The 26,888-nt window shown below is 64.4% G+C and carries 27 protein-coding genes; 14 read left to right on the top strand and 13 right to left on the bottom strand.

What is annotated here, in order from left to right; all coding sequences use genetic code 11:
* The first annotated feature begins 65 nt into the window (after positions 1-65).
* Positions 66-896, top strand: a complete 831-nt coding sequence (locus tag GEMMAAP_RS16245) for a class I SAM-dependent methyltransferase (protein WP_043579373.1) — start codon at positions 66-68, stop codon at positions 894-896.
* Positions 897-934: 38 nt separating this feature from the next.
* On the opposite strand, the gene GEMMAAP_RS16240 is transcribed toward GEMMAAP_RS16245, so the two are convergent.
* A complete protein-coding gene (locus GEMMAAP_RS16240) occupies positions 935-1,867 on the bottom strand; it encodes an N-acetylmuramoyl-L-alanine amidase (RefSeq protein WP_053333622.1) in 933 nt (310 codons plus the stop codon).
* 130 nt (positions 1,868-1,997) lie between these two features.
* On the opposite strand from GEMMAAP_RS16240, the gene GEMMAAP_RS20670 reads away from it, so the two are divergent.
* Positions 1,998-2,354, top strand: coding sequence for a nuclear transport factor 2 family protein (locus tag GEMMAAP_RS20670; RefSeq protein WP_158514900.1), 357 nt, complete (start codon positions 1,998-2,000; stop codon positions 2,352-2,354).
* Positions 2,355-2,431: 77 nt separating this feature from the next.
* On the opposite strand, the gene GEMMAAP_RS16230 is transcribed toward GEMMAAP_RS20670, so the two are convergent.
* Both GEMMAAP_RS16230 and GEMMAAP_RS16225 read right to left on the bottom strand, forming a co-directional pair.
* Positions 2,432-3,658 (bottom strand): pyridoxal phosphate-dependent aminotransferase, encoded by a 1,227-nt coding sequence (locus tag GEMMAAP_RS16230; protein ID WP_053333624.1) that lies wholly within the window; start codon positions 3,656-3,658, stop codon positions 2,432-2,434.
* A gap of 155 nt (positions 3,659-3,813) precedes the next feature.
* The gene (locus tag GEMMAAP_RS16225; RefSeq protein WP_026848367.1) at positions 3,814-4,404 is read right to left on the bottom strand and encodes a YybH family protein; all 591 of its coding nucleotides are present in this window, start codon (positions 4,402-4,404) and stop codon (positions 3,814-3,816) included.
* A 257-nt stretch (positions 4,405-4,661) separates the two neighbouring features.
* Between GEMMAAP_RS16225 and GEMMAAP_RS16220 the strand changes: the two genes are divergently transcribed.
* From GEMMAAP_RS16220 to GEMMAAP_RS16195, 6 genes are all read left to right on the top strand, one after another.
* Positions 4,662-5,336, top strand: a complete 675-nt coding sequence (locus GEMMAAP_RS16220; RefSeq protein WP_145979188.1) for a hypothetical protein — start codon at positions 4,662-4,664, stop codon at positions 5,334-5,336.
* Positions 5,337-5,749: 413 nt separating this feature from the next.
* Positions 5,750-6,130 (top strand): group II truncated hemoglobin, encoded by a 381-nt coding sequence (locus GEMMAAP_RS16215; RefSeq protein ID WP_026848370.1) that lies wholly within the window; start codon positions 5,750-5,752, stop codon positions 6,128-6,130.
* Between the two features lie 63 nt (positions 6,131-6,193).
* Positions 6,194-6,733, top strand: a complete 540-nt coding sequence (locus GEMMAAP_RS16210) for an RsmD family RNA methyltransferase (protein WP_238588152.1) — start codon at positions 6,194-6,196, stop codon at positions 6,731-6,733.
* Positions 6,730-8,916: a penicillin acylase family protein gene (locus tag GEMMAAP_RS16205; protein ID WP_026848371.1), complete on the top strand. Its 2,187-nt coding sequence runs from the start codon at positions 6,730-6,732 to the stop codon at positions 8,914-8,916. Before GEMMAAP_RS16210 ends, GEMMAAP_RS16205 begins: the two co-directional genes overlap by 4 nt.
* Before the next feature lie 7 nt (positions 8,917-8,923).
* Entirely contained in the window at positions 8,924-9,763 is an 840-nt protein-coding gene (locus GEMMAAP_RS16200) for an acetate and sugar kinases/Hsc70/actin family protein (protein ID WP_026848372.1), read from the top strand.
* A gap of 24 nt (positions 9,764-9,787) precedes the next feature.
* Positions 9,788-10,441, top strand: a complete 654-nt coding sequence (locus tag GEMMAAP_RS16195; RefSeq protein WP_026848373.1) for a phosphoribosylanthranilate isomerase — start codon at positions 9,788-9,790, stop codon at positions 10,439-10,441.
* A gap of 27 nt (positions 10,442-10,468) precedes the next feature.
* Here GEMMAAP_RS16195 and GEMMAAP_RS16190 read toward each other — a convergent pair whose 3' ends face one another.
* Positions 10,469-10,864: a hypothetical protein gene (locus tag GEMMAAP_RS16190; RefSeq protein ID WP_145979187.1), complete on the bottom strand. Its 396-nt coding sequence runs from the start codon at positions 10,862-10,864 to the stop codon at positions 10,469-10,471.
* On the opposite strand from GEMMAAP_RS16190, the gene GEMMAAP_RS16185 reads away from it, so the two are divergent.
* Positions 10,863-11,435, top strand: coding sequence for a nuclear transport factor 2 family protein (locus GEMMAAP_RS16185; RefSeq protein ID WP_202969153.1), 573 nt, complete (start codon positions 10,863-10,865; stop codon positions 11,433-11,435). The genes GEMMAAP_RS16190 and GEMMAAP_RS16185 overlap by 2 nt on opposite strands.
* A 3-nt stretch (positions 11,436-11,438) precedes the next feature.
* Here GEMMAAP_RS16185 and GEMMAAP_RS20665 read toward each other — a convergent pair whose 3' ends face one another.
* The 5 genes from GEMMAAP_RS20665 to GEMMAAP_RS16170 all read right to left on the bottom strand — a co-directional run bounded on the left by GEMMAAP_RS20665 (position 11,439) and on the right by GEMMAAP_RS16170 (position 16,451).
* Positions 11,439-11,606, bottom strand: coding sequence for a hypothetical protein (locus GEMMAAP_RS20665; protein WP_158514899.1), 168 nt, complete (start codon positions 11,604-11,606; stop codon positions 11,439-11,441).
* 75 nt (positions 11,607-11,681) lie between these two features.
* Complete coding sequence (locus GEMMAAP_RS16180) at positions 11,682-11,885, bottom strand: hypothetical protein (protein WP_026848376.1); 204 nt, start codon at positions 11,883-11,885, stop codon at positions 11,682-11,684.
* Between the two features lie 85 nt (positions 11,886-11,970).
* Positions 11,971-12,138, bottom strand: a complete 168-nt coding sequence (locus GEMMAAP_RS20660; protein WP_158514898.1) for a hypothetical protein — start codon at positions 12,136-12,138, stop codon at positions 11,971-11,973.
* A gap of 49 nt (positions 12,139-12,187) precedes the next feature.
* Complete coding sequence (locus GEMMAAP_RS16175; RefSeq protein ID WP_145979185.1) at positions 12,188-14,419, bottom strand: ATP-binding protein; 2,232 nt, start codon at positions 14,417-14,419, stop codon at positions 12,188-12,190.
* A 112-nt stretch (positions 14,420-14,531) separates the two neighbouring features.
* Entirely contained in the window at positions 14,532-16,451 is a 1,920-nt protein-coding gene (locus GEMMAAP_RS16170) for a M28 family metallopeptidase (protein ID WP_043579374.1), read from the bottom strand.
* Between the two features lie 63 nt (positions 16,452-16,514).
* On the opposite strand from GEMMAAP_RS16170, the gene GEMMAAP_RS16165 reads away from it, so the two are divergent.
* From GEMMAAP_RS16165 to GEMMAAP_RS16145, 5 genes are all read left to right on the top strand, one after another.
* The gene (locus GEMMAAP_RS16165; protein ID WP_043579375.1) at positions 16,515-19,520 is read left to right on the top strand and encodes a WD40/YVTN/BNR-like repeat-containing protein; all 3,006 of its coding nucleotides are present in this window, start codon (positions 16,515-16,517) and stop codon (positions 19,518-19,520) included.
* A 193-nt stretch (positions 19,521-19,713) separates the two neighbouring features.
* Positions 19,714-20,166 (top strand): hypothetical protein, encoded by a 453-nt coding sequence (locus GEMMAAP_RS16160; protein ID WP_026848379.1) that lies wholly within the window; start codon positions 19,714-19,716, stop codon positions 20,164-20,166.
* A gap of 59 nt (positions 20,167-20,225) precedes the next feature.
* Positions 20,226-21,128 (top strand): histone deacetylase family protein, encoded by a 903-nt coding sequence (locus tag GEMMAAP_RS16155; protein WP_026848380.1) that lies wholly within the window; start codon positions 20,226-20,228, stop codon positions 21,126-21,128.
* Positions 21,129-21,176: 48 nt separating this feature from the next.
* Positions 21,177-22,343: a PQQ-dependent sugar dehydrogenase gene (locus GEMMAAP_RS16150; protein ID WP_026848381.1), complete on the top strand. Its 1,167-nt coding sequence runs from the start codon at positions 21,177-21,179 to the stop codon at positions 22,341-22,343.
* Complete coding sequence (locus GEMMAAP_RS16145) at positions 22,343-23,329, top strand: glycoside hydrolase family 16 protein (RefSeq protein WP_053333628.1); 987 nt, start codon at positions 22,343-22,345, stop codon at positions 23,327-23,329. The genes GEMMAAP_RS16150 and GEMMAAP_RS16145 overlap by 1 nt, the downstream gene beginning before the upstream one ends.
* A gap of 60 nt (positions 23,330-23,389) precedes the next feature.
* Here the strand turns inward: GEMMAAP_RS16145 and GEMMAAP_RS16140 are convergent, their stop codons facing one another.
* The 4 genes from GEMMAAP_RS16140 to GEMMAAP_RS16125 form a co-directional block, all read right to left on the bottom strand.
* Complete coding sequence (locus GEMMAAP_RS16140; RefSeq protein ID WP_158514897.1) at positions 23,390-23,896, bottom strand: TonB family protein; 507 nt, start codon at positions 23,894-23,896, stop codon at positions 23,390-23,392.
* A 92-nt stretch (positions 23,897-23,988) separates the two neighbouring features.
* Positions 23,989-24,492 (bottom strand): DinB family protein, encoded by a 504-nt coding sequence (locus GEMMAAP_RS16135; protein ID WP_026848383.1) that lies wholly within the window; start codon positions 24,490-24,492, stop codon positions 23,989-23,991.
* 24 nt (positions 24,493-24,516) lie between these two features.
* Entirely contained in the window at positions 24,517-25,158 is a 642-nt protein-coding gene (locus tag GEMMAAP_RS16130; protein WP_053333629.1) for a gluconate 2-dehydrogenase subunit 3 family protein, read from the bottom strand.
* 14 nt (positions 25,159-25,172) lie between these two features.
* The gene (locus GEMMAAP_RS16125) at positions 25,173-26,861 is read right to left on the bottom strand and encodes a GMC oxidoreductase (RefSeq protein WP_026848385.1); all 1,689 of its coding nucleotides are present in this window, start codon (positions 26,859-26,861) and stop codon (positions 25,173-25,175) included.
* Between the last annotated feature and the right edge of the window lie 27 nt (positions 26,862-26,888).

Raw genomic sequence — 26,888 nt, 5'->3', positions numbered from 1 at the left:
TTTGTGGGATGTGCGCCCGGCGCGTCACCGGTAGCCTACGGTCGAACCTCTTACTGGAGTCGGCCATGGAAACAGCATCACAGAATCCCAATCAGCAATTGTGGGAGAAGGGAGACTTCACACGCATTGCCGAAAGCATGCGGCAGAGCGGGGAGCAGTTTGTGGACTCCCTGGGCGTACGCCCCGATATGGCGGTGCTTGATGTAGGCTGTGGTGACGGGACCACCGCTATACCGCTCGCCCGCCGCGCCGCTCGGGTGTTGGGGGTAGACATCGCCCGCAATCTCGTGGAGGCCGGCAATGCCCGCGCCCGGGAGCATGGCCTCGACAATCTGCGCTTCGAGCACGGCGATGCCTCGCGGCTCGACGCGTTGGGTGACAACGCCTTCGATCTGAGCGTGAGTGTCTTCGGCGCCATGTTTGCGCCGCGTCCGCACGATGTCGCGTCGGAGTTGGTCCGCGTGACCAGCCCCGGTGGACGCATCGTGATGGGGAACTGGATTCCCGGCGATCCCACGCTCGTTGCCCAGATTCTCCGAATCAGCGCTGCCTACACGCCGCCGCCACCGGAAGGCTTCATCAGCCCGATGATGTGGGGGGTGGAGGAGCAGGTCACTGAGCGCTTCGCACGAGCAGGTGTCGCATCGTCACAGCTGACCTTCACTCGCGAGCGCTGGAGCTTCACGCTGCCCGAAGGGCCCAAGCAGATGCTGGCCCGGTTCCGCGACTATTACGGGCCGACCATGAATGCATTCGCTGCCGCAGAGGGATCAGGCAAGCGGGATCAGCTACAGGAGGAACTCGACACGTTGTTCGACGCCCAGAACGCCAGCGGCCGAGATGATCACACGCACATTCCCGCCACGTTTCTGCGCGTGGTTGTGCACGTGGATTGAGGCAGTTGCCGGTGGGTTTCCGTGCATGTCGCGGGAACTCACCGGCGAGTGAGTCGCTCCTGCACCATGCGCTTGATGGTCCCATCCTCGAGGTACGGCCGCAGATACTTGCCGGGACAGCCAGTGCTGGCATAGTGGTAGTGGCCACCAATGGCGTCTACCGTCAATCCGTTCTCACGGATGGCCCACGCCATGAGATCGGCAATGGCCGCCAGCTGTGCGCTGCTGGGCTCCTGCTGATCATAGTTGCCGATCATGCTGATCAGAAAATGACCACTGGGATTGTAGGCCGTATTGGTTTCGCCCATGAAATGCCAGTCGCGTCCCTCGTACACATCGCCTTCGAGGTCGAGCAGAAAATGATACGGCACATCCCACCAGTTGCGTTCGCGCGCGCCCCACGCCTGCAGGTTGCGTAAGCGCTGCGCCGGGTCTTCGGTGGGCTGCAAGGGGCGCGCGTCGCCCGTGTGGTGCAGCGTGACGTGCGTAATCGTGTGCGGAATGCGAAGACGCATGCTCGCACCGCCCGCGGAATCGCTGGTGGCCACGGAGGGGGGCAGCGACGACTGCGTGGCGATCTCCAGCGCCACCAGTCCGGCGCCCAGTTCACCAGGACCGTAGACGGCCACGACGGCCACGTGAAAGCCTGCCCAGTTGAAGGCGCCGCCCTCATGCATGCTGCGCGTCTCGCGCGAGGAACCTTGGGCAAGAGCCAGGCGCACACTGTCGGCGAGGGGGCCATCCGTTGCATTGCGACTGGTGCCCAACACCACGAGCTGCAGCGATTTGAAAGTCAGGGTATCGCCGGCACGCACGTTTCGCCGTACGGCGTCGGCACCGTGCCCCAAGGGCGCAGTCGCCTGCCAGCGGGCATGCGCGATGATGGGCGGCTGCACCAACGTGGGGTGCAGAGGCGTTGCGGCCACGGTGAGCAGCGCAATCACGACGCGAGGCAGGAAGGACAGAGGCATATCCACAATCTGTGGCAGGTGGGGCGGCGAGAGCTACACTGCGCGGCAATTTCGGAGTTCATGGTGGGTATTCCTCGCGTGTGTTGGTCGTGACCACGTGCGTGTTCAAGCCGTCCACCATATGGAAAACGTGAGACTCCTCTCCAAGGAACGTATGGATCCGGTCACCGCACAAATCGACGCGTACAACGCGCGCAATCTTGAAGCCTTTCTGGCCTGCTTTTCCCAGGAGGTCGTGGTGGAGGATGCCACTGACCACAAGCTCATTGACGGCAAGGCGGCCCTGCGGGGGCTCTACGCCACGGTGTTCGACAATAGTCCGGAGCTGCGGCTCTCGGTGACGAACAGCATCCGCGTGGGGGAGTACGTGATCAACGACGAACATGTCTACGGCTTCAATCTGCACGGCTATGATGCCACGTCACACAAGGCTGTGGTGTATCACGTGAAGCAGGGGATCATCAACCACGTGCGCGTGCTCGAGTAGCCTGCCCCTGTCGGCAGCACAACGGGGCAACCGGCCGCTGCCGATTGCCCCGCATATGCCAGCGGCGCTGCCCGCGCTTACTGGCCGGTTGTTGCCGGCTTGATGATCTCCGGCAGCACGGCGGCCACGCGCTTCATTTCGTCGGGAGTGCCAATGCTGATGCGCGCCCAGGTGTTGTACGGCGGGAAGGCGCGCCCGATCATGAAGCCCTTCGACAACATGGCCGCCTGCACCTTCTCCACCGGCATCCCGGTGTCGAAGAAGACGAAATTGGTGTGCGACGTGGTCATGCGACGGCCCAGTGCCTTGACGGCCGTGTGCATGATGGTGCGCCCTTCGGCATTGCGATCGCGACACATGGTCTGGTAGGCCGTATCCTGCAGTGACGCTGCCGCTGCGCGGGCACCAAACACACCCGGAAAGCTCGTCACGCAGGGCTGCAGGCGCGCAATGATGTCCGGGCGTGCAATCGCAAAACCGGTACGCAGCCCGGCGAGCCCGTGAATCTTGGACGCGGTGCGCGAGATAATGACATTCTCGCCCGCCTTCACCAGATCGATCATGCTCGTGTACCCCGGGTCGGTCACGAAGTCGTGGTACGCTTCATCCACCAGCACCACCGACTTGCGCGAGGCATTGCTCACGAACGAGCGCAGCTTCGTCGCATCGGTCAGCGTCCCCGTGGGGTTGTTGGGGTTGCACACGAACACGAGATCCACGTTCTGCACGTGCCGGCGGTCCATTGCCTCCAGATCGTGGGCCAGATTCCCGTCCAGCGCGACCTTGTGTACGCGCGCGCCCAGCGACTCGGCGTAGCGCGGCAGTCCTTCGTAGGTGGGCCACGGGGTCAGCACTTCGCCGCCCTGCATGGCGTACGCCAGCGATACGATGGAGAGTACGTCGCCCGAGCCGGCGGTGACCAGCACATAGTCTTCCGGCACGCCAACCTGCTGCGCAAAAATCTTGCGGAGCGCCGGGACCGCGGCCGCGCCGTACCAGGCGTGCTCCTTCCACATGTCCATGATGGCCTGTTTGGCCGACGGGGCCATGCCATACGGATTTTCGTTCGACGCCAGACGAATGGGCCCCTCCGCACGGCGCATGGCTTCGATTTCCCGTTCGAGCGCCAGAAAGCCGTCGAGGGTGGTTTGCCCGTTCACCACGGCGGGCGCACCCATGGGCGCCTCAAGGGCCGGCAGCAGCGCGGGTGACAGCGACTGCGTGGCAATGGCGCCGCCAGCCACGAGGCCGGAGGACTTGAGCCACTGACGACGGGAAAGCGGGCTGGACGGACGAAGGGTCATGGCGTGCTCCTCGGGCTGGGGTCAGTCATCGATCCCGGGGTGGACGGGACGAAATACGTTACGACACGGCGGCCCGAAGCGCACTAACCAGTTTTCGAAAACCGCATGTGCATTGGCTCACGAACGGCCGCTGGCGAGCCGGACAGCCGACCCGGTCAACGATGCTGGTGCGTACTGCCAGCTCCCGCCGCCGAATCGCCCGGTGGTGCAATGGGGTCGGTCACCGCCGGCCCGGGCGCCGAGCTTTCGGGGGTGTCGGACAGATGCTCCTGCACAATCCGCCACTGCCCGCCCTGGCGTCGCCAGAGCATCGTCCAGGCGCCGCTGACCACATGCGGGGTGTCACGAGGGGTGCGATGCGGAATGCTGTACGTCAGCGTCACCACGGCGGCGTTCCGTGTGATGAGGTCCACGTAGGTGGAGCCAAGCACGAAAGTGGGGGTCCGCATGTTCTGCCCCACGCGTTGCCAGAAGCCGCGGATTTCGCTGGCCAGGGTATCCCGGGTGGTGGTCACATGTCCCGCGACCGCCGAAATGACCCGTCCTGTGTCGGGATACAGGGCGAGCAGTCGCTCCGGCGCGTCGGGGCGGGAGAAATCGTAGGCCTGGACCACCAGGGCGCTCAGCGAGTCCGCGATCGCCCGGCGTTCGGCGGGAGCAATTTGCTCCGCATTCTGACAGGCGGAGGTGCCCAGCGCGAGGACGAGCCAGGCGCCACTGCGCCGCGTCGGTGTATGGAAACGCATGAAGGAAAGCCCCGGCAGTGATCTCACGTGGTGGACACATTCACGGGAGTGTCGTCCCCGGAAGGGGACAGCGGTCGCCATTAGTGCCAGCGTTCCCCCTCTTGGTGATGCAACGTACGAAGTTGGCCCGGCAATTGCCCTGCCACGGGGTGTCGGTGGCACTCCGGCGAGGGCCGGAGGGGTGCACCGCAGGGAGCGGAGGACCAGTGCGTCAGAACAACAGGAGCAGGCGAACCGCAGTCGTTGCCGTTGGCGTCGTGACCGCGCTGGGAATGCTGGCCTGTGGCGGCGAGCGCGATCAGGGTGTCATGACGGCCGATCTGGAGCGCGATCTGCAGCTGGCGGTCCAGGCGCGTCCACCGCAGACGGCGGTGGTCTCGGCGCTGGAGGGCGGCCCCACCAATGCGCCCAGCGGTACCAACCGTGGACGCCGCGACGCGGTGCCTACGCCCCGCCGTATGCCTCGGCCTACCCCGCAGGCGGAGGTGCAGGAGGTTGCTGCTACGCCGCAGCTCGAGGAGGCGGCCGCTCCTGCCGTTGCGGTGTCGGACGTGTTGGAGCCCACCCCGGCGCCCATTCCGGAGCCGGCGATTCACGCCCCATCGCCCGACCCCGAGGTGGGGATCAGCACCGCCCGTGGGCCATCCGCGGGACACGGCGATGGCGAAGGACAGGGCGAAGCGGGCGCTGGCACCGGACGACGCGGCGGGGGCTGGGGCACGCTGATTGGCGTGATCATCCGCGGTGGCAGTGCCGGCGTTGACAACTGCGAGGAGCATGATCGCCGTCGGGCTGGCCGCAATGGGCGGCGCGGTGGCGTCATCACGGTGGGCGAAGTCATGGGCGGCGCCCGCGGCGGCGTGCTGGGCGGAGCCATTGGCGGCGTCATCGCCAACGGCGGAGGCGTCAGGCCCACCTTCCCGCGCTATTGAGCGACGAGATCTGAGATCTGAGATCTGAGACCGCCGAGGCCGGACTTAGAGGTCGGAGCGTTGCGAGTTCAGACGTGCGATGGATATCGACGGTGAGAGGGTCGAGATCACCACGACGATGAGAGGTGCGAGTAGTTGCCTCTGCACGTATGTGCCCCCCACGCGCTTGGGGTAACAGCGGGGACGACCGCTGTTCCAGCGGCGTCCGTGGGGGGCACTTCCCATGCGGACGCCAGCACCCGCACCTCTCATTGTCGTGGTGATCTCGACCCTCTCACCGTCGATATCCATCGCACCGCTCAACTCGCAACGCTCCCACCTCGGCCTCAGGCCTCTCGTCTCTGAGCTCTCTCCCGAAGCGAGCTCGGCCATACCGCTTGCCCTTGGCTCCTCGGGTTCGCTAGCCTTCCCGAGTGAACACGCACTTCGAACAGCTTGGCGGTGAGTCCGGCATTCGCGCGCTGGTGGACCGCTTCTACGACCTCATGGATACCGCTCCTGAGGCCGCGACCATTCGCGCCCTGCATGCGGCGAACCTCAAGGTGTCGCGCGAGAAGCTGTTTCTCTTTTTGTGCGGGTGGACCGGTGGCCCCCAGCATTACGTGGAGAAATACGGGCACCCGCGGCTGCGCATGCGCCACTTTCCGTTTGCCATCGGCGCGCAGGAGCGCGACGAATGGTTGTGGTGCATGGATCATGCGCTGGCCGGGCACGACGCGCCCGACGAGCTCAAAACCTTTCTCCGCCAGAAGCTGCAACAGCTGGCGGATCACATGCGCAACCAGCCGGAGTAAGCGGTGCGAATTGTCGGTGGGAAGTTTGGTGGCCGGAACCTCACGTCACCCAAGGATTTTCGAGTGCGTCCCACCGCCGAGGCGGTGCGAGTACAGATGATGAAGTTGCTGGCGGCAGATCTCGAGGGGGCCCGTGTGGCCGATCTCTTTGCCGGGACAGGGGCGCTGGGGCTCGAAGCCGTTTCGCGCGGCGCCAAGTACGTGGACTTCGTGGAGTTCCGTCCCTCCAGTCTGCACGCGCTCAAGGCCAACATTGCCGCGCTTCGTGTATCGACGAAGTGCCGCGTCTACAAGAAAGACGCGCTGCCCTTTGCCGACATGCTGACTCCCGACCGCTACGACATCGCGTTCGTTGATCCGCCGTATGAATCACGGATGCTTGATCGGCTCATCGAGCGGTGGCAGCGTGCCCCGTGGTCGCGCGTGCTCGTGGCCGAGCATCTCAAGACGCACGTGCTCCCGAAGGGCGCCAAGATTCACGTCCTCGAAGACACCTCGATCTCGGTGTATCGCGCGCCGATCATTGTCCCAGAGGTCGCGCCCGTGTCCGATACGCTGGTTTCGCCGATTCTCCCGCCGACCGACTCACCCACCGAGCCATGACCCTCCGGCTTCGCGCTGTTGCCGCTGCAACTGTTCTGCTGGCGAGCACCGTCCTCCATGCCCAGCCGGCCAAGTGGGCCGAGCAGGCCAAGCGCGTGACGATCATGCGCGACCAGTGGGGCGTCGCCCATGTGTACGGAAAGTCCGATGCCGATGCCGTGTTCGGCATGATCTACGCGCAGGCGGAAGACGACTTCAATCGCGTGGAGACGAACTACATCAACGCGCTGGGTCGACTGGCCGAAGTGGAAGGGGAGCGCGAGGTCTGGCGCGACCTGCGCATGAAGCTTTTCATCGATACGCTGGAGCTCAAGAAACTGTACGTGAGCAGCCCGGCGTGGCTCAAGGCGTTGATGGTGGGGTGGTCCGATGGACTCAACTACTATCTCAGCACGCATCCACAGGTGAAGCCGCGCGTGCTCACGACATTCGAACCGTGGATGGCGCTCGCGTTCAGCGAAGGTTCCATCGGCGGTGACATCGAGAGCGTGAATCTGCGGAGCCTCGAACAGTTCTATGGCCCGCGCAGTGCCACGCCGGCGCCTTCGCGCAACGACGACGCGGCCCCGACGCCGTTCGGCCAGGAGCCCGGCGGGTCCAACGGCTTTGCCGTCGCGCCGCAGAACACCGTGAACGGCCGTGCGCTGCTCATGATCAATCCGCACACGTCCTTCTACTTCCGCCCCGAGATCCACATGGTGAGCGAAGACGGACTCAACGCCTACGGCGCGGTGACGTGGGGGCAGTTTTTCATCTACCAGGGATTCAACAGCCGGTTGGGGTGGATGCACACCTCCGGTGGTGGCGATGTGATCGACGAGTACCTTGAGACCGTCGCACCGAAGGGCAAGCAGTGGACGTACAAGTACGGCACCGGCACGCGTGCCGTGACGTCGAAGGTCATTCGCGTGCCGTACAAGACGGCCAGCGGAATGGCGGAGAAGGTGGTGACGGCGTACTTCACACACCACGGCCCGGTCATTCGAATGGACGGAACGCAGTGGGTGGCGGTAAAGATGATGAACAATCCGCTCGATGCCATTCAGCAGAGTTACGGCCGTACCAAGGCGACGAACTTCGAATCGTTCAAGCAGGTCATGGCGCTGCGCACCAATTCGTCGAACAACACGGTGTATGCCGATGCCGACGGCGTGATTGCGTACTTCCATGGCAACTTCATTCCGAAGCGCAACGCCGGGATTGATTTCACCAAACCGGTAGACGGCAGCGACCCGCGCACGGAGTGGCAGGGGCTGCACGGGCTCGACGAAATGATTCTGCTCAAGAGTCCCGCCAACGGCTGGCTCATGAATACGAACAACTGGCCGTTTACCGCTGCCGGCTCCAATAGCCCGAAGATCGGCGACTGGCCCGTGTACATGTCGGCGCAGCGCGAAGACAATGCGCGCGGTGTGCACGCCGTGCGCGTCTTGCAGAATCGGAAGGACTTTACGCTGGACGGGCTGATTGGCGCCGCCTACGACAGCTATCTCCCGGCCATGGAGCAGCTCATTCCGCCGCTGATTGCCGCATACGATGCATTGCCGGCGCAGGACACGTTGCGCACGAGACTTGCGGTGCAGATTCGCACGTTGCGCGCGTGGGACTACCGCTTCGGCGTGGCCAGTGTGGCCATGACGCTCGCCGACGCCTACGGGACCGAGGCCGTGCAGGCCAGCGCGCTCGCCGCGCGGGCAGCCGGCATCCCGGTCTTCGATTACATCGCCACCACGGCCACACCGATGTCCCTGCTCGGTGCCTTGGCGCGCGCCTCCGATCGCCTCACGCGCGATTTCGGTTCGTGGCAGACGCCGTGGGGTGACGTGAATCGGTTTCAGCGTCTCAACGGCGAAATCAACGGCACCTTCGACGACAGCAAGCCCAGCTTGCCGGTGGCCTTTGCGTCGGCCAACTGGGGCTCGCTCGCCGCCTACGGCCAGACGGGCCAGCGCACTACCAAGAAGTATTACGGCAATCGCGGCAACAGCTTTGTGGCGGCGGTGGAGTTCGGCCCCAAGGTGCGCGCGAAGAGTGTGCTGGCCGGTGGGGTGAACGCCGACCCCAATTCGCCGTACTTCTTCAATCAGGGCGAGCGGTACGCCACCGGAAATTTCAAGGACGTGCTCTTCTATCGCGACGACGTGGAGAAGCACGCCGTCCGCACCTATCAGCCTGGTCAGTGAGCATCGGGTGACCACCACACGCCCCGCCGCCGCCGTTGACTTTGGCGCCAGCAACACCGACGTCGTTGTTCAGGATGGGACTGGTACCCGTCATTGGCGATTGGCCAGCGAAGGACAGCCCAGCGATGCGCGAATCCGCTCCGCGCTGGCGCATGGTGGCTGTTCCCCGGCGGATCTCGCCTGGATTGCGGTTACCGGTGGCAATCGCACGGAGCTGTCGCCCAGCCTCGATGGCCGGCGCATTGTTCACGTGCCGGAGGTACAGGCCATTGGACGTGGTGGGTTGGCCCTGGCCGGGCTGGAGCAGGCGGCGGTGGCCAGTGCCGGATCGGGCACTGCGGTGGTGGCCGCAGGCCCCAGCGGATCACAGCATGTAAGCGGCACCGGCGTTGGCGGTGGCACCCTCGTTGGCCTCGCTCGGCTCCTGGTGGGAACGGTGGATCCCCGGGAGATTGACGCGTTGGCGCTCAACGGCAGCGATACCACGCTCAACCTGACGATCGGGGAAATTCTCGGGCAGGCCATTGGCGGCCTGCCGCCGGAGACCACCGCGGTGAACTTCGGCCGTGTGGCACGTCACGCTGTGGAGGCGTCGCGTGAGGACACCGCGGCGGCACTGGTGAACATGGTGGGGCAGGTTATCGCCGTCATTGCCATCAACGCCGCACGCGCGCGGCAGCTCGCCGATACGGTCATTGTTGGCCACCTCACGGACCTGCCCAGCATTCGACGCACCTTTGAGCTGGTGGGACAGTACTATCACGCCAGCATCATCATTCCGGAGCGTGGCGGATCCGCTACGGCGCTCGGGGCGTTGCTGGTGGTGGGTGATCAGGTGGGCGAGTAGTCAACGTCTCTCGGCGAACACGTCATGCCCGTTCCGGTGGTCAAGATCTGCTGCATTATGTCCGAGGCGGAAGCGGCGTTGGCCATCATGCATGGCGCGTCGGCCCTTGGACTGGTCTCGCACATGCCGAGCGGCCCCGGTGTCATTGACGAGGCGTTGATTGGCCGCATTGTTCGCGCGGTCCCGGCAGGGATTGAAACCTTCCTGCTGACCAGCCTGCAGACCCCCGCGGAAATTGCGGCGCAGCATGCCCGCTGTAGCACCACTACGCTGCAGCTGGTGGATCACGTGTCGGTTGAGGTCCACCACCACCTGCGTCGGCTGCTGCCTGGCGTTCGCCTGGTCCAGGTGGTTCACGTCGTTGACGACGACTCCGTCGGGTACGCGCAGGAGTGTGCGCCGGCGGTGGACGCGCTGCTGCTCGATTCCGGCAATCCGGCGTTGGCGGTCAAGGAGTTGGGCGGAACCGGCCGTACGCACGACTGGCAGTTGAGCCGACGTATTCGCGACACCGTGGCTGCGCCGGTGTATCTCGCCGGCGGCCTCACAGCGCTCAACGTCCGGCACGCCATCGACACTGTGCACCCCTACGGGCTGGATCTTTGCAGCGGCGTACGAACCAACGGTCAGCTCGATGCCGGAAAACTCACGACGTTCATGCAGGCCGTGACGGCCTAGCGAGCGCCTGTCCTGCCCGACGCCACACTACTTGGCGGGACACAGCTCCTTGAGCGCCAGCGCCGGCACGGAGCCCGGGACGGGCGCGGCATACCCCGGGATTTTCACGATGCGCTCGTTTACCACCGTGCGGAATTTCGCGTCGCCATAGTAGCGATTCTCCAGCACCGCTACGGTGCCGTTGGCACAACGGGCGGCGACCAGTGTGCGCGAACCGAACCACTCACCGCCCGGCGCCTTGGCGGGCTTGAGAAACGTGGTGCGCAGCGTGGCCGTAATTTCCGTAGCACCGCGCTTCACGGTGCGGGTTTCCAGTGCGACGGCATTGCCCCCGGATATGGTGCCCACCGGCTTCAGCGATTGGGCGCCAAGGACACACGGAGCGGCGATCAGCAGGGGCAGGATCGGCAAGAAAGAGCGCATGATCGCAAAATACACGTTCACCTCACTTATCGGGATCGATATGTCACTGTTCAGCCAGTCTCCACGCCGTTTGGCGCGTGTCGCACCAGTGCTTCTCGCCAGTGCCCTGCTCACGGCGCTCCCCGCCGTCACGGTCCGCGCGCAGGCGGCTTCCGGCGCGGCGGAGGAATCGGCGGCAATCATGTCCGTCGTCACGACGCTGTTTGACGGTATGCGCAAGGGCGACTCCAGCATGGTACGGTCGGTCTTCGATCCCCGCGTCCGCATGATCACAGTGACCATGCGCAATGGCGCCCGCCGAACCACGGTGGAGATGGGAGCCGACAATTTTGCCAAGGCCGTGGGCACGCCGCACGCCGACGTGTGGGACGAGCGGATCCGCAACGAACGCGTCAGCGTGGACGGTGACCTGGCCTCCGTATGGGTGGACTATGCGTTCTTTGCCGGGCCAAAGTTCTCCCATTGCGGCATCGATCACTTTTTGCTGGTACGCAATGACAGTGGCGCCTGGCAGATTCTGGAGCTCTCCGATACGCGTCGCACCACCGGGTGCGAACAGTGGACCCGCTAGCCGCTACGGTTTGAGCGCGTCATCCAGCCACGCCGTGCGCTGGGTGAGCCACTGCTGCAAAGCCGCCATTTCGCCGTCGTCTGAGCCGGTCACGACGCGATTGGGCCACACCCAGCTGCTGAGCGTGCCGTCGTTGCGGATCAGCTGCCACCGCAATTTCTCGCGCTGCACAAAGTTGGGGTCCTGTTTCAGTCGGGCAAACCACGGCGCACCGCGGATCTGCCACCCGGGCGTGGCGTCGGCGCCTTACAGCGCGTCTTCGAATTGCCGGAAGTCCCCGGTGATATGCGCCTGATGTGTCTCCCACCCCGGCTGCCGCAACGTTTCGGGGTTCTTGGCGCACACGGGCATGGCGGCGCGGTGGGTGTCCCAGCAGAAGTCTTCGTCGAAAAGCTGATCCACCTCCAGCAGGTATCCGCCAGAGACCATCACGGCCGTGGTATCCCACACCTTGAGTTTCGGGGATGTTCACCCGGTTGCGTTCCACCCAAATGTGTTCGGTGAGCTGGTACACGCCATCGTACTGCCCATTGAGTCACAGCTGCGCACACTGCGAGCGCGGCACATACTGCCAACTGATTTGGTGTCCCGGATCAAAAATCAGATCTGTGCGCAACAGCGTTTCGTCGGCATTGTCGGCCAGCAGGGCCCAGTGCCGGCTGGCCGGCATACCCAGCAGCTCGGACGACGACGTGAGGCGCACACAGTTTGGGCAGCACGGGGGAGCGCTGTCCCCTTATGCGAACCGCTCGTCAACCATCACGGACGTCAAGCATCTCGCGCACCTTGCGCAACAGGCTGTCGCGGGAGAATGGCTTGGGCAGAAACTCGGCCTGACTGGTGGCAATCTCGTACGCGAGGAGGTCATCGTCAGGATAGCCACTGATGAACAGCACCCGCATCGCGCCATGACGCGACACCGCTTCGCGGGCCAGTTGTGGTCCCGTCATGCCTGGCATTACCACATCGGTGATGAGCAGATCAAACGAGGCCTGCTCAAGCTGCTGCAAGGCGCGTGATGCATCGGACGCACTTTCCACCAGATATCCACCGCGTCGCAACAGACGCTCTGCGACCAGCGAGACCCCGGGGTCATCGTCCACCAACAGGATCCGCTCGGCGTTGCCTTGGGGAACGTCGAGCGCGCCGGTCAGTGCGGGGGCGACGACGGGCTCTCCTTCTGGCAACAGAATGATGAAACGCGCGCCCGTCGTGCAGGCGGGGTCCACCGCTATCGTACCGCCCGCGTTACCCACAATGCTGTACGCAATCGAGAGCCCGAGCCCGGTCCCATGCGCCCGATCTTTCGTGGTGAAGAAGGGCTCGAAGATGCGCGGTTGCAGTTCCGCTGCGATGCCACTGCCGGAATCTTCCACCTCGATGCACACAAAAGGACCATTCGGCAGCACACGGCGCGACGTGCGGATGGTGAGCCGTCCCCCGTGGTGCATCGCATCACGCGCATTCACGGCCAGATTCACCAGGACCTGTTCCAGCTGTCCCTGGTCCATGTACACGCTGCCAAGCGATGCGGCCAGTTCAGAACGCAGCGTGATCGACTCACCCAGCAATCGGACGAGCAGCCGCTGCATGGTGCGCAGTGTGGCGTTGACATCCAGGTGTGCAGGGGTCACGACTTGCCGGCGACTGAAAATCAGAATCTGTTTGGTGAGATCGGCGGCCCGCTGGGCCGACGTCAGCACACTGGCGACCTCCAGTCGAGCGGGATCATTGGCCTCAAGTTGTTCAAGCGCCAGCTCCCCGTGTCCCATGATGGACGACAGGTAATTGTTGAAGTCGTGGGCAATGCCGCCGGCAAACGCACCCAGCGCCTCCAGCTTTTGCACCTGACGCAACTGTTCCTGCGAGTCGGCCAGCTGCGCGTTGCGCTCCACGATGGCGTCCGCCATCTGGTTGAAGGCTCCCGCCAGGGTACCCACTTCATCGCTCGTGGCGATGAGCGAACGACGAGTCATGTCACCATCGGAAATGGCGCGGGCATCCAGCGTGAGCGAGGCAATGGGTGCCACAAAGCGCTCCGTCAGCCAGTAGCCAATGCCCACAATTCCGACGGCGATGATCAGGCCGAGCAGGAGGTCTTGCGTGAATTGCCGCCGCGACGGGCCAAAGACTTCGGTGACGGGAATCCCGACATACACTTGCCAGTTCGCCACACGCATCCGTTCGGTGCCGAATAACCGATCGATGCGATCGATGTCGCTGGGCACGATCGTATCGCTGCCCAGCGGTTCCACACGACCGGAGCGAGCCGGGTAATTCGGAAACTGACGTCCAATCCACTGATCAGCGTCGAGCGTACGAATGACCACGTCGCCCGTCGAGTCGAGCACGGTCAACACCGAGCCCGTGGGCAACCGGCGGGTGGCACGCACGGCATCCAGTGAATCCAGGACCACGGACGCGCCGGCGAGGGCGATCGTGCGTCCACTCCGGGCATCCTTCATGGGAAGAATGAAGGGAAGCACCCACGGTGCTCCGGCAATGGTCATGGATTTCACGGGCATACCGACAGTGAACGCGCCACTCCGGAGCGCCGACTGGAAGTATTGCCGTTTCCACAGATTGATCGCACCACGCCCACCGGCCGGGAGCAGCCCCGCGCCGATGTTGCTCCCGAGGGTATCTACCAGATACAAGTTGGAGAATCTGGTGGGCACCCGACGAAATACTGACTGCAGCACGTCGTCGTTGCGCTCAGGAGCGGCCGACGGATCGACGAGCGACGTCACCGACTCCAGCAGGATATGCGCCTGCAGCGCAACCGCATCCAGCGATCGGGCCGCGGTGGCCGCGTTGTCCTGCGCCCGTTCCCCAAGGCGTTTCTGTTCGGCGAGCATGCGTTCGCGGGCGCGGGCGACCGCGATTGCGAGAAACACGAGCGCAACGGCCATCGCCACCCGGCGCAGGCGTGTGCCTACACCATGCCGCGCAACAGGGGGGGGCGTGAAAGGAGGCGTCGTCACCCGCAAAACGTAATGCCAAACCCCCGACCCCGCGCGTTGGCCGGGTCGGGGGTTCAGTGTCGGGGGGGGGGACAGCCAGCCCGTCGTGCCGGCGAGCGTACGCCTCGGAGAACTACCGGTTGCAGGTCGGCATGGTGGGGTCCGGACCGGCAATGGCTGGTTTCGTGGGCCGGTTGGCCACCGCCGTCATGACTGAATGCACAAACCGCCCCAGACGCGCCGCGTGATCGTAGTCGATGTACTGCGGTTCATCGGTCTGCTGGTGATAGTCCACCGCGTAGCCCAGCGACATGTACACCACCGGGATATCCTTGCGCACGTAGTTCACCTGATCGCTGCGGCAGAAGCGATTGAGCGGATTGGCCGGCACATCCCAGCTCTTGTCAATCGCCATGGGCTCGGCGCTGTTGGCGTTCACCGAGTCAATGATGTCGCCAAACTCGCGCGACAGGCGCCGCGCGCCCAGCATCTGTACGGAGTTGGGGCCGCCGTACTTCACCTGCCAGTCGCGCCCCTTGCCCACCATGTCCATGTTGTGCGCCGCGACAATCTGCGTGAGCGGCACCGTGGGATGGTCGGTGAACCAGCGGGAGCCCAGCAGCCCGCCTTCTTCGCCCTGGTGCGAGATGAACAGAATGGAGCGGGCCGGCTTCTGCTTGGCAAAGCGTTCGGCAATTTCGAGCATCACCACCGTGCCCGAGCCGTCGTCGTCGGCGCCGTTCATGATGCTGTCGCGGCGCGGCGCGCGAACTTTGCGTGCCACCGCAATGAGCGAGTCAATCTTGCGCTGCTGCTCGGCGGTGGGGGTGCACACCGGATCGTTGGAGCCCTGCCGACGTACCACCATGTTGTAGGCGCGCACCGAGTCGTGATCCACCACCACCGGGTTTACGCCCACGTGGTCGTTGTGAGCACCCACCAGCACATATTCGCTGGCCAGCGTAGGGTCACTGCCCGGCAGCATCGCGACCACATTGCGTGCTGGCGAAGACGACATGCGCCACTGGTGACGGAAGGAGGCGGAAATGGGCGCGCCGGTATCTCCCACGCGCAGCGCGGCGGCCGCCTTGCCAAAGATCTGCTCAGCGGCAGCACGCGAAATGGTGGCAGCACCCGGCGCGTTGGCGTTGAGCGGCTGGGCGGGGCGCATGCCCATGGGCTGCGCAAACGAGGCGTTCACCTGCTGCGACGACATGTCATCAAGGCCAATCACCAGCACCGCGGCGGCACCGGTGGCGGCCACCCGCGGGTCGCGCTGCGACGTGAGCACCGGGCGGCGTGCCGGAGGCGCCGTGGGGTTGGCCCGCTGGCGCGCTTCCTCGGCAATGGCCGCGTTGGCGCCAAACTTGTCGGGCACATCGGTGCAGCTCACGAAACTCACCGGCGCCCCGGTGCTGGCGGCCACTCGGCCGGCCGACGGCGCCGCCGAAAACACCAGCACCTTGCCCCGGAAGGCGTTGGGGTCGAGCATGACGGTGGAGTCGCCCCACTGGCCGGCGTAAACGGCGGGCACGCCGTTGAGCTCGACAGTGCCTCCTACCCCGTTGAGGACGCTGGGCACCGTGGGCACCCAGTCCTTCCGGGAAGCCAGTGCGCGTCCGCCCACCGACAGGGTGGCAGCACTGCTGTCAAAGCCAATGGGACCGAAGGGCAGGGTCTGAAAGAACGACCCGCTGTCGCCGGCCGGCTTGAGCCCCAGCCGCTTGAATTCGCGGGCGATGTATTCGGTGCCCTTGTAATTGCCCGGCTCGCCAATGCGACGCCCCATCATGGAATCGTCGGCGAACCCATAGAGACGGGTGCGCAGGTCGTTCGCCGTGATTGCGTCGCTGGTGGGACGGGGCGCCCAGGTGCGGGGCCCTTCGTCCTGCCACACGGTGCGTGGCGCCGGGCGGGACGGGACCGACTTGGCCCCTGGCGGGCGGTTCTGGGCGGCGGCGGGCGGCGCCAGCGGGCCGGACAAGGTGGCCAGCGCGAGCAGGGCGCTCGGGAGCGCGGCCCCAGATTGGCCAAAGCGGAAAGAAAAAGTCACGGCAGGCAGAGACGAGGTGGGAAACAACCAGCAACCATGAAACTTACGCAGCATATTCGGCTCATGCTGACCCACCCGCTTTCCCGATCCGTCGCCACGGCTGCCCTGTGGCTGACTTGTGCCGCGCCGATAGTTTCCGCGCAGGCCCCCTTTCGTGCCGATGATCTGAACGGTCTGCGGCTGCGTTCCATTGGTCCCGCGTCCATGAGTGGCCGAGTAGTGGATATGGACGTCGTGGAGTCCAACCCGTACACCATGTACGTGGCCGGAGCCACGGGCGGCCTCTGGCGCACCACCGACAACGGCATCAATTGGACGTCCATCTTCGACGCGCCGGTGCACTCCATTGGCGATGTGGCCGTGTTCCAGCCCAACCCGCAAATCATCTGGGTGGGTACCGGCGAACGCGCCAGCCGTCAGAGTGTGGGGTGGGGCGACGGCGTGTACAAAAGCACCGACGCCGGCAAAACGTGGGTGAACATGGGGCTGCGCACGAGCATGCACATCGGGCGCATTCAGCTGCACCCCACCGATCCCAACACGGCCTGGGTGGCCGCGCAGGGCAGTGTCTGGGGCGCGGGTGGTGAACGTGGTCTCTTCAAAACCACCGACGGTGGCCGCACCTGGACGCAGGTACTCAAGACCGACGAAAACACCGGTGCCACCGATGTGGCCATTGATTGGAACGACCCCAACGTGCTGTACGCGGCCACCTATCAGCGCCGTCGCAGTGCGTACGGCTTTGATGGCGGCGGGCCCGGCAGCGCCCTCTGGAAGAGCACTGACGGCGGCAATACGTGGGGCAAGATCGTGGGCGGCGGGCTGCCCACCGGAGAGTACGGCCGCATTGGTATTGCGGTGTATCGCAAGAACCCACGTACGGTGGTGGTGAGCATCGAGCAGGGCGCTCGCTACAACGCCAGCACGGCGTACATCCAGCGTAAGGCGGGGCTGTATCGCAGCGAAGATGCTGGCGCGAACTGGACGTTCATGAGCGACTGGAACCCGCGCCCCATGTACGCCAGTCAGCCCACCATCGACCCCAACGACGACAAACGCATCTACATGCTGAACGCGTATTCGTTCAGCGATGATGGCGGCAAAACGTTTACGGCGCCGCGTACTACCACGCACGGCGACGATCGCTTCGTGTGGGTGAATCCCAAGGACAGCCGTCACGTCATCAAGCTCGATGATGGTGGCATTGGCATCAGCTACGATCGCGGCAACTCGTTTCTGTTCGTGAGCTCGCTACCGCTGTCGCAGTGGTATCGGGTGGCGCTCGACAACGCGGTGCCCTTCAACGTGTACGGCGGTCTGCAGGATAACGGCTGCTGGATGGGCCCGAGTGCCAGCTGGACCACCAGCGGCATCCTCAATGACCACTGGTCGCGCCTCTGTGGTGGCGACGGGTTCTTTGTGGTCCCCAACCCCAAGAACTCGCGCACGGTCTACTCGGCGTCGCAGTTCCTTGGCCTGCAAAAAAACGACACCAAGACGTGGCAGGTACAGGACCTGCGCCCGGGCGACAGCACGGGACGCATTGCCGGCCGCCGCAATTGGGAAACGTGGGGCAAGCCGGGCGCCACGCAGGTGCTGGGCAATGCCATGCATCCGGCCAACTGGGATTCCCCCATTGTGGTGTCGCCGCACGATACCAACACGCTGTACGTGGGCATGCAGCATCTCTTCACCTCACGTGACGGCGGCCGCACGTGGAAGAGCCTTGGCGATATGACCACGGGCGTTGATCGCAGCACGTTGCCGCTCATGGGACGCAAGCCCAGTGAAGCCACACTGTCGCTGGACGACGGGGTGCCGTATTTCCCTGGCGTTACGGCGTTGGCCGAGTCGCCGCTGGCCAAGGGACTGTTGTACTCGGGTACTGACGACGGTCGCTTCCGGGTGTCGCGCAACGCCGGCCTGTCATGGGCCGACGCGCAGACCAAGTTTCCGGGACTCCCCAAGGATTCGTGGTTTGCCGGTGTGGAGCCCTCGCGCCATGCAGCGGGCACAGTGTACGTGGTGGCTGACAATCACCGCAGCAACTACATGAGCAACTACGTGTACAAGAGCACCGACTTTGGTGCCACGTTCACGCGCATCGAGGGCGATCTGCCCCCCAATCGGGTGGCGCGCACCATCCGCGAAGATCCCCGCAACGCCAACCTGCTGTACCTGGCCACCGAGTTTGGCGTGTTCTACTCGCCCAACGGAGGCCTGAACTGGCTGTCGTTGCGCGCCAACATGCCGCTCATGCCGTTCAACGATATTGCCGTGCATCCGCGCGACAATGCGTTGGTGCTGGCGTCGCACGCGCGTGGTGTATGGATTCTCGACCAGCTCAACGCGTTGCAGGAGCTTACGCCGGCGGTGGCGTCGAGTGCGGCACATCTGTTTACCGTGCAGCCGGCGCATCAGATTCGCACCACCAATCTGCGGCCCCACACCGGCGACATGATTTTCCGTGGTGAGAACCCGGCCAACGGGGCGCTGCTGGACTACTGGGTGCGTGACGAAGGCGCCAAGGTGGCGCTTACGGTGCATGACGCGCGCGGGCAGCTGGTGCAGACGCTTACGCCAAGTGCCAAGCGTGGAGTGAACCGGGTGGTGTGGAACCTGCGCCACGCCGATCTGCCCATTCGCAGTGGTGGCGGTGAAGACGACGACGAAGGACCGCGTGCCACCACACCGGGGCCGCTGGTGCTGCCCGGTACGTACACGGTGCGTCTGGTGCACGACGGGCGCACCATGAGCCGCACGGTGGTGGTGAAGGAAGACCCGCGCGTCACGGTCACCGTGGCTGAGCGTGCGGCATGGACTGCATTCCACCGCGATGTGGCGGGCGTGGTGACCAGCTTCGCCGAGGTGGCCACGCGCGTGCGTGGAATGAGTGGTACTGATGCGTCAACGCGCGACCTCAAGCGCCAGGCGCAGGAATTGTCGGCGCGACTTTCAACGCTCTACTCGGCCGTTGGTCGTTGGACCGGCTCGCCCACGGCGGATCAGCGCTCGCAGCTGCGCTACTACAAGCGCATGGCGGCGGAGCTGGACAAGGCGAGCAAGTAAGCGAGACAACAGACTGGCCGGCCTAGCCGGGCCACGGATTGTACGGATGGAACAGATCGCCACGGATACTGATCGGTAACTGATCAGCATCCGTGGCGTTCTGCCTTATCCGCGTGTGATATGCCATCCGTGTGTGCGATATGGCGTTGCGCGATGTGCTGGCGATTTCCCGTGGACCGGTGCAAACTCGCGCATGACGTTCTACTCGGTAAATCTGATGTGGGCCATCGTGCTTTTCGGCGTCCTGTTGTGGACCACCGCGTGCGTGTTGCTGAACGCGGCGCTCCGACGCGGCATGTGCATCATGGGGCTTGTGCTCAGCTACGGGGTACTTATTTGGATGCTGGTAGAGTTACCGTTGCGTGAGGCGCTGGTGACGTGGGGCATCTTTGCCACCTTTGGTGGCGCGCTCACCATGGTGTACGAGCTGTGGGCCCGTCGCAAATACGCCGGCAGTGGCCGTAAGTCTCGCCGCCTTGTTCGTCTGGAGGGGCTCGTGCTCTGGCCCGCCATGGTGCCCGACTCCGTAGGGCTCATGATGAACGACCTTGGCATCATACCCGCCGACGAGCGCAGCGAAACCCATCAGGAAGACTGGCGTCGGATTACCGCTGAGATACGCACGCCGCCTGTAGACGCCACATAGCGGACGCGACGTAGCGGACGCTGCCTATTTGCCGGTCCGCATGGCACATTGCCAGCGTGCTGCATCTCTGGTCGTCCTCCCAATACGCCATCGAGCTCCCTGAGGGGCATCGCTTTCCCATGGCGAAGTACGCGCTGCTCCGCGAGGGAGTTCTGCGTGAGGGGCTCGTGTCTCCCGAACGGTTGCACGACCCTCAGCGGGTCGATGTGCACGACCTGCTGCGCGTGCATACGCCGGCCTACGTGGCGCACATTCTGCACGGGACGCTGCCGTACGCCGAGCAGCGGCGCATTGGGTTGCCGTGGAGCGAGGCGTTCGTGGAGCGCGCGTTTCGGGTGGTGCAGGGCACCATTGAAGCGAGCGAGTCGGCGCTGGAGCACGGTGTGGCCATGAATCTGGCCGGCGGTACCCACCACGCCTTCCCCGACCGTGGCGAAGGGTTCTGCACCTTCAACGATGTGGCCGTGGCCATTCGGCGATTACAGGCATTGGGCAAGGTGCGCCGTGTAGCCGTGGTGGATCTCGATGTACATCAAGGCAACGGCACGCACGGCTGTTTCGCCGGCGACCCGCACGTGTACACCTTCAGCATGCACGGCGCCAAGAACTTTCCGTTTCACAAAGTGCCCGGCACCCGCGATGTAGAGCTCAACGACGGTACGGGCGACGACGAATATCTGGCGCTGCTGCAGCAGCATCTGCCTGAGGTTATTCGCGAGGCGCGCCCCGACCTGGTGGTGTATTTGAGTGGCGCCGACCCGCACGAGGGAGACCGGCTGGGGCGCCTCAAGCTCACCTTTGACGGGCTGCTGGCGCGCGACCGGTACGTGATTGGCACCTGCCGCGAGGTGGGCATACCGGTGTGCACCACCATGAGCGGCGGCTACGGGCGGGACGTACACGACACCGTGGCCGTGCACCTCAACACGGTACGGGTGCTGCGCGCCTTTGCCCGGGGATAGCAATAGGCGCTACTTTTCACCGGTTGTCTCACCTCAGAGGAGTTTGTGATGCGTCGTTCGTCCCTGCGGCTTGCAGCCGCGGTTCTACTTCCGGTGGCGCTGATGGGCGGAACGGCCCAGGCGCAGGGTCAGGTCTACAAGTCGTCGGCCCACGACTACCGCATTGTCACGGTGGCCAGCGGGTTCGTGAATCCGTGGTCGGTTGCCTTCCTGCCCGGCGGTGACCTGCTGGTGACCGAGCGCGCGGGACGCTTGCGCATCGTGCGCGGCGGCAAGCTGCTCCCCAACCCGGTGGCTGGCGTGCCGGTGGTGGTGGCGGCCGGTCAGGGCGGCCTGCTGGACGTGGCGCTGCACCCGGCCTTTGCCCAGAACAAGGTCATCTACCTCACGTACTCCAAGCAGATCACCGGCGGCTCCACCACGGCGCTGTACCGGGCCCGCTTTGAGAACGATGCGCTGGTAGACGGCAAGGACATCTTTGTCGCCGACACCAAGGGACGCCCGGGGCACTTTGGCTCGCGCATCACCTTCGACAAGGCCGGCCACGTGTACATCAGCGTGGGCGACCGGCAGATTGGCCCCGAAGGCGACCTCACGGCGCACCCGGCGCAGCAGCTGTCGAACCACCATGGCAAGATCATCCGCCTCATGGACGACGGCCGTGTGCCCGCTGACAACCCGTTCGTGAACAAGGCCGGTGCCAAGCCCGAGATCTGGAGCTATGGCCACCGCAATCCGCAGGGGCTCACCATTCACCCCGTCACCGGTGACCTGTGGGAAATTGAGCACGGGCCGCAGGGTGGCGACGAACTCAATCTCATTGAAGCCGGCAAGAACTATGGCTGGCCGGTGGTGGGCTTTGGTGTGAACTACGGCCCCGGCAAGGCCATTCACGCCAGCACGATGCTGCCGGGCATGGAGAACGCCAAGAACGTGTGGGTGCCGTCCATCGCCACGTCGGGATTGCTGGTGTACACCGGCACCAAGTTCCCGGAATGGAAGGGGAGCGTATTCGTGGGCGGGCTCGCTGGACAGCGTCTCGTGCGCCTCACGCTCGATGGACAGAAGGCCGAAGTGGCCGACAACCTGGTGAAGAACCAGGGGCGCGTGCGAGATGTGCGTCAGGGGCCGGACGGTTTCATCTACCTCGCGATCGACGACTCGCAGGGCAAGCCGACGTCGGTAGTGCGCCTCGAGCCCGTCGCGCGGCGCTGATGCGCGCGCAACGTCGCTCTCGACGTGACAACCGCCGCGGTGAGCTTCGGCTCATCGCGGCGTGTTTTTGGGTGGGCACGCTCATCAGTGCATGCAGCGAGACAGCATCGCGCACGGCCGACAGCAGCACGGCAACAACGGCGCTCGCCGACACGCTTTCCGGGGGGTGGCGGCTCACGTGGCGCGATGAATTCGACGGCACGTCGCTCGACAGCAGCAAGTGGGTAGCCGAGCAGGGGAACGGCTTCTGGAACGCCGACAGCAGCGCGTACGTGGGCGGTTGGGGCAACGAGGAACTGCAGTGCTACACCGCCAATGCGGCCAACGTGCAACTGCGTGATGGTGCGTTGCAGATCACCGCGCTACGTGAAACGGTGCGCGATGCATCGTCACGCGATCCCAACGCCACGTGCCACTTCACGAGCGCGCGCCTCAAGACGCGCGCGCAGGATGGCCGCGCGCTGTTCGCGCAACAGTACGGTCGCGTGGTGTTTCGCGCGCGTCTCCCCGAAGGACAGGGGCTCTGGCCCGCACTCTGGATGCTGCCGCTGCGCGACACGTACGGCACGTGGGCCGCGAGTGGCGAAATCGATATCCTGGAAGCACGCGGCCAGAACCCGCACGTCGTGCTTGGCACGCTGCACTACGGCGGCCAGTGGCCCGGCAACGTGCACACCGGCATGGACTACGTGCTCCCTGACAGCGGTCGCATCAGCGACTGGCATGAATACGCGGTGGAGTGGACGCCGGGCCGCATCACGTGGAGCGTCGACGACTCCACGTACCAAACGCAGACGCAATGGTACAGCGGCATTGACAGCACGCAGAAAGCCAAGGGCGCCGCGCCGTTCGACCAGCCGTTCTACCTCGTGATGAACCTCGCGGTAGGGGGGCGCTTTCTTGGGCCGCCGGATTCGCGAACGACGTTTCCGGGAAGGCTGGAGGTGGACTGGGTGCGGGTATATCAGAGGGCGAGGGAGCCCTGACGGCGGACGACGTGCTCATTCCTGAATACGCCGTCCGTCAGTCAGGATTTCACGGGTGCCTCAAAACGGTAGCCGCTCCGCCACCACCGACATGACAGCCGCCCGTTCGCACAGCTGCTGCTCGCCGATGTCCCGATAGTCGGCGGGACCGGGCTTCGGCAAGTTCACTTTGGGTAGTTGCCGCGCGTCGCGCGAAATAATGAAATGGATCGGCAGACACACCCGGTGTCTCACCGGTTCTCCCTTCCTACGCGGCGGTCGGAAACTCACGCTGTCGAGCCACCCCCGAACGGTGCGTCGGAAGTCGGGCTGCGAGCTCGAAATGATGCGCGACGATCCCGGTTCGATGCGACCATTCTCGTCGAGAGTGACCACCGCGTAAACGGACCCCATCTGGCCCGCGTTGCGGCTGGCTATGGGATACCGCATGAATGACGTTGGTATTGCCGGCGCGTCCACCGACTGATCGTCGACGAGGGCAAGGGTGTCGCTTTGCGCGTGCACACGCTGCGTTGCCACGAGGCACAGCAGCGCGGCCAGCGATGAATGCCGAGAAATACGGCGCATTCGATATGATTGACTGTTGGCGATAATCGTATCGCGACGCCGATCACGGAATGACTCGGCGTCGCTTTCCTGTACGTTGCTGCCCCTGAAAACTACACCGCCGGCGGCTCCATCCCGAATTCGGCCCATTCTTCCTGGGCCGGCCCGTAAATGCCTGGCACCCGCAACCCGGCCTGCCGCATGAGCACCGTCAGCTGCCCACGGTGATGAATCTGGTGGCTGATCAACGCCGTCATCGACTCCGCTTTGGTCCAGGTGAAGCCATACATCGGGTCGGTCGAGACGAGCGAGGCATCAGTCCACTTGCTCTGAACTTCTGACGCCAGCGACGCCGCGGCCACGGCGTAGCCCTGCGCAATGGCCGCAGCCGTTGAGGGCGCTGGCGCGTGCTCATCGACCCCGACCACCGCCAACCCGGTCTGGTTCATCATCTCCGGCACCGTCTGCGCAATGTGCCAGGCCAGTCGCCCCAGCGTGCGCCCACCCGGATACATCGGCTGCGGCAACGAGGCGTCGGTCAGACCCTCCAGCAGCTTCAGCGTTTCTGACGACTCGTAGTCCCAGTGATTCAGGAATTCTTCGACGGTGTGGTACATGAGCGTAGGGAATGATGGCGGAAATCAGGCGTGCGACGCCCAGCTCGTCTCGCCCTTCACGTACGGAAGGCACGGCTCGTACTTGCCCGGCGTTTCCTTGTAGCGCATGGCCTTGTTGTAGCCAATCTCGCTCGTAAAGAAACCCAGCAACGACAGCTCCTTCATCATCCGGAAGTAATGCGTGGGCTCTTCCGGCTTCTTGGTCTTCATGAACGCGTGCTGTTCGGCATCCAACTCCGTGAGTAGCGCCGTGCGCTGTTCAGCCGTGGCCTGCATGAAGCTGGCGCCGTGCTTGGCCTTACACGCCTCGTCCAGCGCCGTCATGCCGGCCCGGAAGACCTTCTGGTCTTCCGGCGTGTACGTGTCCGTCACCATCACGGCCATGAACGGCCCCGTCGCTGCCGCTTTGGCGCCTGGCGACTTGGCGGTCGTGGGGAGAATCGTGTCGGCCACCTCGTCGAGGAACTGCTGGTCGGCCACCGAGAACTCGCCAATGGGCGCTGGTGCTACCGCCGCCTTGGTCGTGTCGGCCGCCGGCGGACGATCACCGGCACACGCCGTCATGAGCGAGCTGCCGCCCACGAACGCCACGCCACCCAACAACACACTCACCCGCTTGATCGCTTCGCGGCGATCGATTCCGGACAGCTTTTCGAAGTCAGTCATCGGATGCGATCTCCTTACAGCTCGCGACGCTTGAGCGCATTCACGGCGAAATCCGCCGCGCGCGCGGTCAGCGCCATGTAGGTGAGTGACGGGTTCACCGCCGCGGCCGAGGTCATGGCCGACCCGTCGGTGACGAACACATTGAGCGCGTCCCACACCTGGTTGTTGGCGTTGAGTACTGATGTCTTGGCGTCGCGCCCCATGCGCGCCGTGCCCATCTCGTGAATACCCATGCCCGGCGCGTAGCCGCTGTCAAAGGTCTTCACATCCTTCACGCCGCTGCTCTCGAGCATTTCCGCCATCTGCACGGTCATGTCCTTGCGCATCAGCTTTTCGTTTTCCTTGATCTCGCAGTCGATTTTCAGCACGGGCAGGCCCCACTTGTCCGTCTTGGTCTCGTCAATGGAGATCTTGTTGCTGTGGTCGGGAAGCATCTCGCCGAAGGCCGTGCCGCCAATCGTCCACTGCCCGGGCTGCGCCATCTGATCCTTGAAGTCGCCGCCAATGCCCAACTCGGCCACCGCGCGTCCCCACCCTTCGCGGCTGGCGCTGCCCTGATAGCCATAGCCACGCAGGTACTGCTGCTTGTCGCCAAACAGGTTCTGCCAGCGCGGAATGTAGAAGCCCGTGGGCCGACGACCGTGGTAATACTTGTCGTCGAATCCTTCCAGTCGGCCACTCGCGCCGAGGCGGAAGTGGTGGTCCATGAGGTTGTGCCCGAGTTCACCGCTCGCGCTCCCCAACCCGCCGGGCCACAGGTCACGCGCTGAACGCATGAGCAGCCACGTGGAGTTGAGCGTGGAGGCGCAGAGGAAGAAGATCTTGGCCTTGTACTCGGTGGCTTCCTTGGTAATGGCATCCACCACGCGCACACCGCTCACCTTCTTGCTGTCCTTGTCGTACACGAGTTCGTGCACGATGGAGTTGACCTTGAGCGTGAGATTGCCGGTCTTTACGGCCGCCGGCAGTGTGGACGACTGCGTGCTGAAGTACGCACCAAAGATGCACCCCAGCCAGCAGGCATCACGCGTCTGACACTGGCCACGACCGGGCAGGGGCTGCGTGAGGTTCGCACTGCGGCCGATGATGAGATGCCGCTTGCCGCCGTAGTTCTTCTTCATCTGCGCCGCCACGTGCTCTTCGCCGCAATTCAGCGCAAAGCCGGGAAGAAATTCACTATCGGGGAGCTGCGGCAGATTCTCGCGCGTCCCCTGGATGCCGGCGTGCTTCTCCACATAGGAGTACCACGGCGCGATATCCTTGTAGCGAATGGGCCAGTCGACCGCGATGCCTTCCTTGGCATTCGCGTCGAAGTCGAAGTCGCTCCAGCGGTAGCTCTGGCGCCCCCACATGAGGGAGCGGCCGCCCAGGTGGTAGCCACGGTACCAGTCGAAGCGCTTGGTCTCGGTGTACGGCGAATCCTTGTCGTTCGCCCAGTAGTCGAGATTCTTTTCGTTGAGCGGATAATCACGGCTCAGCACCGGATACTCCGCGATCATTTTCTGGGTGCGGCCGCCGCGGTGGGGATATTCCCACGGCCCCTTGGTGGCGTTGGTGTAGCCCGTGATGTGGTCAATGTTGTGGCCACGCTCGAGCATGAGCACCTTGAGCCCCTTTTCGGTGAGCTCTTTTGCGGCCCAGCCGCCGGAGATACCGGAGCCTACGACAATCGCGTCGAACTCCGTGGTTTGTGCAGCCTGCACTGCTCCTCCTGTTCGCGGCCCGGGAAG

This window comes from Gemmatimonas phototrophica, assembly GCF_000695095.2.
Classification (GTDB): domain Bacteria; phylum Gemmatimonadota; class Gemmatimonadetes; order Gemmatimonadales; family Gemmatimonadaceae; genus Gemmatimonas; species Gemmatimonas phototrophica.
This window is presented reverse-complemented; position numbering and strand designations above follow the sequence as displayed.